Below are 5131 nucleotides of genomic sequence, written 5' to 3'. Positions count from 1 at the left end.
GCTAGCCCATTTTGTTCCGTTTGTTGTCCAGGCTGGTGGCTTGCTTTTCCAGTTCTTGCCGAACTGCCTTCAGGTGAGCCTTCCTGTTTTCCACATTCTTCTGATTCACCTTTGCTATCAGGTCATCGAAGGTGGCAATGGCCTTGTCAATGATCTCATTACACTCCTTGGAACCGGGAGTATTGTTCGACTCCTCGAAGATGTACACCGCCTCAATGATATCGCCCAAGACGTAATTGATGTCTTTCTTTAAATCGCGAATATTTGCCATCTCTTAAAATGTTTTCAACAAAAGTAAACTTTAAGAATGGTATTGAGAAATATACCCCGCAACTTTCAAACGGTAACCTCCAGCAATTCACAACCCTTAGAACAGATCTCGATTTTCCCGGAGCAGGCGGGCAATAACAGGGTCTCTCCCTTGGTGAGCGAGGCAGAACCCTTTTCATTGGCTACATCGGCATCCCCCTGTACACACATGAGAATGGTAAAGGAATCCCTTTCCCGTGTATCGATAACAAAGTCTTTACTCAGGTTGAGGTAATTGGTTTTGAAATAGGGACAATCGACCATGGGGTTTACCTCCTCCTCGTTCCGGTCGTAGGTGACCCTGAAATCGTCCTTTTGGTCAAAGTCTATGGCATCCAGGGCCAGGTCTGTATGTAATTCCCTCAGGTTGCCTTCCTTATCGCGGCGGTCAAAATCATAGACCCTGTAGGTGATATCCGAAGTCTGCTGTATCTCCGCCAGGAGAACCCCTGCCCCGATCGCGTGGATCTTTCCCGTATTGATAAAGTAGGTATCCCCCGGTTTTACCTTTTCGTAATTCATGTAATCCAAAAGAGATTTATCCTCCAGGCTCCTGATGTATTTTTCCCTGGTCATCGGCTGGTTGAAACCGACGATCAGGCTCGCGTCATCCTCAGCATCCATAATGTACCACATCTCCGTTTTCCCGAAGGAATTATGCCTGGAGCGGGCCAGTTCGTCATGGGGGTGTAACTGAATGGAAAGATCCTGTTTGGCATCGATAAATTTGATAAGGATGGGGAATTCCTTGCCAAAACGCTCTACCACAGACCTGCCCAGTAATTCCTCTCCTCTCTTTTGGATGAGTTCATTCAGGGAATTGCCCTTCAAGGGTCCGTTTGCCACGATGGAAACATCCCCCTCAACACCGGAAAGTTCCCAGCTTTCACCTGTGATATCACTTGTGCTTGGCTTATGCAGCTGGTCTGCCAGTTTGGTTCCTCCCCAGAGCCTTTCTTTCATTATGGGATGAAATTTAAGAGGATACAAACTGTTCATGAGATGGATTTTATTGCCTTGAGCGCCCTGGACATGTGCCCGGAGGCTCCCATATTGTTAAAGGACATGACCACAAAACCTTCCTTATCGACCACAAAGGTCTCCCTTCCGGGAAGGAGGTTGAACAGGGATTTTTCTACTTTAAACAATCTTCTGACCTTGTTCTTCGGGTCTGACAACAGGATAAAAGGCAGGTTATACATAGTCGCAAATATACGATGTGATGTTTCAGTATCTGCGCTTATGCCGATGACCTCTGCTCCTCTTTCGGTGAATTCCTGATAACTGTCCCTGAATGAACAGGCCTCTTTGGTACACCCCGGAGTGTTGTCCCTGGGATAGAAAAAGATCACCAAAGGCTTTTTTCCGATAAGATCTGAAGAATGGAAGGTATTACCGTCCTGGTCGGTAAGGGAAAAATCCGGTATCCTATCACCTTTCTTAAGGCCCATGGGTTAACCGGAAAAAGTTACAAAGTTCCTGGGGGTCTCATAAAGCACTACTTCCAGCTCATCTGCAGACTTGATATGGGGCCTGAGCTTGTTCCAGATCACCACTGCGATATTTTCGGCAGTGGGGTTGAGGTCTTTGAATTCAGGCACTTCCAGATTCAGGTTTTTATGGTCGAATGCATCCTCTACCTCTGCTTTGATCAGGTCTTTCAGGATCTTTACGTCGATTACAAAGCCCGTTTCTGGATCGATCTCCCCGGTCACGCTCACAATCAATTCATAGTTGTGGCCGTGGAAATGGGGATTGTTACACTTGCCGAATACGGCTTCGTTCTTTTCGTCCTTCCAATCAGGTCGGTACAACCTGTGAGCAGCATTAAAATGAGCTCTACGACTAACCTTTACTTTCATTTCGGCTGAATATTTTCAATGAGGTGGTCATAGAATTTCTCAAAGATGATCCGGAACCAGGCTGTGTACAATTCAGGAGAATTTTCCATGTCCGCTTTTATATCCTCGGGGCTCATCCATTTCCAGGACGCCACTTCCTCCCTGTTGATCCGGGGATCGCCTTCGTGATACCCTATCATCACGTGATCCAGCTCGTGTTCTGTGAGACCATTGTCAAAAGGTGCTTTGTAAATAAAGCTGAATAGTTCCTTAAGGTCGGTCTCGAATCCCATTTCCTCCTGCAATCTCCTTTTCCCTGCCTGTATATTGGATTCTCCTACCCGCTGATGGCTACAGCAGGTATTGGTCCAGAGAAGAGGAGAATGATATTTGTGGGCAGCACGCTGCTGAAGCATGGTCTCCCCTTTAGAATTCATGATGAAGACAGAGAACGCCCTGTGCAGCAAAGCCTTCTCATGGGCTTCCATTTTGGGCATGGTTCCTACCTGCTCATCCTTTTCGTTTACCAGGATCACTTTTTCTTCCACCCGGTAAAAATAACACCTTTCCCTTTTTATAAGGGTTAAGTGAATCTTAAATGTTAAAGGATCTGACCGCTGAGGATCCCGGGATCAGAAAAAACGAGGCGACTTCAGGTTTTCTTTGACCTTGAAAAAATCGTATCTGAGGATCACTTCGAAGGAACCGTCATTGAAACGGGCAGTCCCGAGTTCGGTGATCTCACGGTCATAAGCCAGGCCGATGAGGAATTCAGGAGAAAGCTGAAACCCCGCCATGGCGCTTACTGCAGCATCCCAGCGGTAGGCGGCCCCCATGATGAATTTGTCATTATACATGAAATTCGCAGAAAGATCCAACTGAAGGGGTGCTCCCTGTACCACCTTGGTAAGGAGGGTGGGTTTGAATTTCCAAAGGGGATTCATCTGGAACACATATCCGGTGATCAAATAAAAATTCAATTGCTCCGTGGCCGTTGATAGGGAAGATTCATCAAAATGAGAGGTTTCCAGGAATCGTGGGACCGAAATCCCCAGGTAGTATTTATCGGTATGGTAATAGATCCCCGCTCCTATATTGGGAGACAGTTTATTCTGAATATCCTGCTGGAGGGTAGGATCTGGACCTCCGGGATTGGTCCAGTCCTGATTGAGCTCAGAGAATCGTATATCGAGCATATGCACACTTCCCTTCAGTCCAAAACTCAGCCTTTTTTCTGCCGCAAGCTGGATGGTATAGGAGAAGTCGAGGTCAAAATAAGTCTCGGATGTCGGCCCGATCTGGTCATTGACTATGGAAAGTCCCATCCCTACTCCGCGGTATCCCACGGGAGTATGGAAATTAAAGGTCTGGGTCTTGGGGGCCCCTTCCAGGCCCACCCACTGTGCCCGGTAGAGGGCGGCAATACTCAGATGTCCCCTCGATCCTGTGTATCCCGGATTCACACTGACAGTATTGTACATGTACTGGGTATACTGGGCATCCTGCTGGGCGCTGACCTTAATTGAAAAACACAGCAACAGCATCGGCAGGTAATATCGCGCGGCTTGGGTTATCAGGGTAATGGCTGGTCTTGGTTTCATGGTTTATCGGTTAAGGTAAATGTAGCCCGTCAGGGATTTCATAGCGCCTGTGTTATCCTCGTAATCAAGTATATAGAAATAGGTTCCTACAGGAAGTTTATTTTCCTGGTCAATGGTCACACGGCCTTCTGAAGTTCCGTCAAAAACGTTCCCCTGTGTATCGTAGGCCTTGGTTACATACACCTGAACTCCCCATCGGTTATAGATCCTGATGGTGTTGTTGGGGTAATCCTCCAGTCCGCGTATCGCCAGCACATCGTGGATCCCGTCCCCATTGGGGGTTACCACATTAAAGACCTCGATATCGGCTTCAATGGCATTGGGTTCCAGGTAGTCCGGCGTTCCGTTATTGTTCTCATCGTCATTGGCGTAGTTTCCATCTCCGTTGTAATCCTCATCCACGGTCGGGATGCTGTCATTATCATCATCCGTATCCCTGTAATCAGATTCTTCATCTCCGTCAGTATTTGGGAGATCCCTGTAGGGGTCATCTATCTCATCATTTATATCATCATCTATAGTGGAATTTCCTTCGTAACCGTCATCAAGACCGTCATTATCCTTATCTGATCCTATAAAGGTCACATCCGGAATCCCGTCATGATCGTGATCATGCCCTTCGATATTATCAGGTACCCCGTCATCATCACTATCCTCATCCACATAATCCGGAATTCCGTCTCCATCCGTATCAATTGGTATGATACCGAGGTTTCCATTGGCCTCATAGGCATCATCCAGGCCGTTGTCATTCTCATCCTGGCCCGTAGGCGGGATATAGCCGGCAGTGGTCTGAGCCTCCACGTTATCCGGAATACCGTCATCATCACTGTCGATATCCAGGTAATCCGGGATACCATCCCCATCCGTATCGGTCGGGTTAGTGAACGGGTCGTTGTCCCCATCCAGGTTCAGGTCCTCGAAGGCATCGAGGATACCGTCATCATCGGCGTCGAGGTCCACATCCGGCTCGTTGATATACACATAAATCGTTGCAGAGACACAATTCCCCGACATATCGCAAACGGTATATACAAAATCGTCTGCCCCAAGAAAACCTGGATTCGGTGTATAGGTGAACATGTCATCTGTCGGGTCATTGGGCGTACCATTGTCATCCCAGTTAAGGGTTCCGTTGGAAGGATTGGTTGTGGTGATCGTTCCGTTGTTAGGCAGGTCATTGTCATTTGAACCCCAGAATCCGATATCTATAGGGGTATCCAGTACGGTTGCCACGGCATCATCCTCAGCATCCATAAAGGGTGTTACTTCTATGTTCACTGTAGCCGTGCTGCAATCTCCCAGTGTATTGCAAACCGTGTAGGTAAAGGCGTCCGGACCGTTATAATCGATAAATGGGGTATACTGCACAATATCGTC

7 protein-coding genes are annotated in these 5131 nt (G+C 47.6%); all 7 read right to left on the bottom strand.

What is annotated here, in order from left to right; all coding sequences use genetic code 11:
- Nucleotide 1: 1 nt before the first annotated feature.
- On the bottom strand, nucleotides 2–271 hold the full coding sequence (locus ABYP73_RS11215) for a hypothetical protein (RefSeq protein WP_372974378.1): 270 nt from the start codon (nucleotides 269–271) through the stop codon (nucleotides 2–4).
- Nucleotides 272–336: 65 nt separating this feature from the next.
- A complete protein-coding gene (locus tag ABYP73_RS11210) occupies nucleotides 337–1299 on the bottom strand; it encodes a type I phosphomannose isomerase catalytic subunit (RefSeq protein ID WP_372974380.1) in 963 nt (320 codons plus the stop codon).
- A 5-nt stretch (nucleotides 1300–1304) separates the two neighbouring features.
- The gene (locus tag ABYP73_RS11205) at nucleotides 1305–1760 is read right to left on the bottom strand and encodes a peroxiredoxin (protein ID WP_372974377.1); all 456 of its coding nucleotides are present in this window, start codon (nucleotides 1758–1760) and stop codon (nucleotides 1305–1307) included.
- Nucleotides 1761–1763: 3 nt separating this feature from the next.
- Nucleotides 1764–2171 (bottom strand): 6-pyruvoyl tetrahydropterin synthase family protein, encoded by a 408-nt coding sequence (locus tag ABYP73_RS11200; RefSeq protein ID WP_372946443.1) that lies wholly within the window; start codon nucleotides 2169–2171, stop codon nucleotides 1764–1766.
- Nucleotides 2168–2698, bottom strand: coding sequence for an isopentenyl-diphosphate Delta-isomerase (gene idi / locus ABYP73_RS11195; protein WP_372946442.1), 531 nt, complete (start codon nucleotides 2696–2698; stop codon nucleotides 2168–2170). The genes ABYP73_RS11200 and idi overlap by 4 nt, the downstream gene beginning before the upstream one ends.
- An 84-nt stretch (nucleotides 2699–2782) precedes the next feature.
- On the bottom strand, nucleotides 2783–3694 hold the full coding sequence (locus ABYP73_RS11190) for a type IX secretion system membrane protein PorP/SprF (protein WP_372974379.1): 912 nt from the start codon (nucleotides 3692–3694) through the stop codon (nucleotides 2783–2785).
- Between the two features lie 60 nt (nucleotides 3695–3754).
- Nucleotides 3755–5131 (bottom strand): gliding motility-associated C-terminal domain-containing protein (locus ABYP73_RS11185; protein ID WP_372974376.1); only part of this gene is annotated, 1377 nt, incomplete at its 5' end.

The sequence above is a fragment of the Muriicola sp. genome, assembly GCF_041567615.1.
Lineage (GTDB): Bacteria > Bacteroidota > Bacteroidia > Flavobacteriales > Flavobacteriaceae > Muriicola.
The sequence above is the reverse complement of the archived record's forward strand: the minus strand, read 5'-3'. Positions and strand labels throughout refer to the sequence as shown.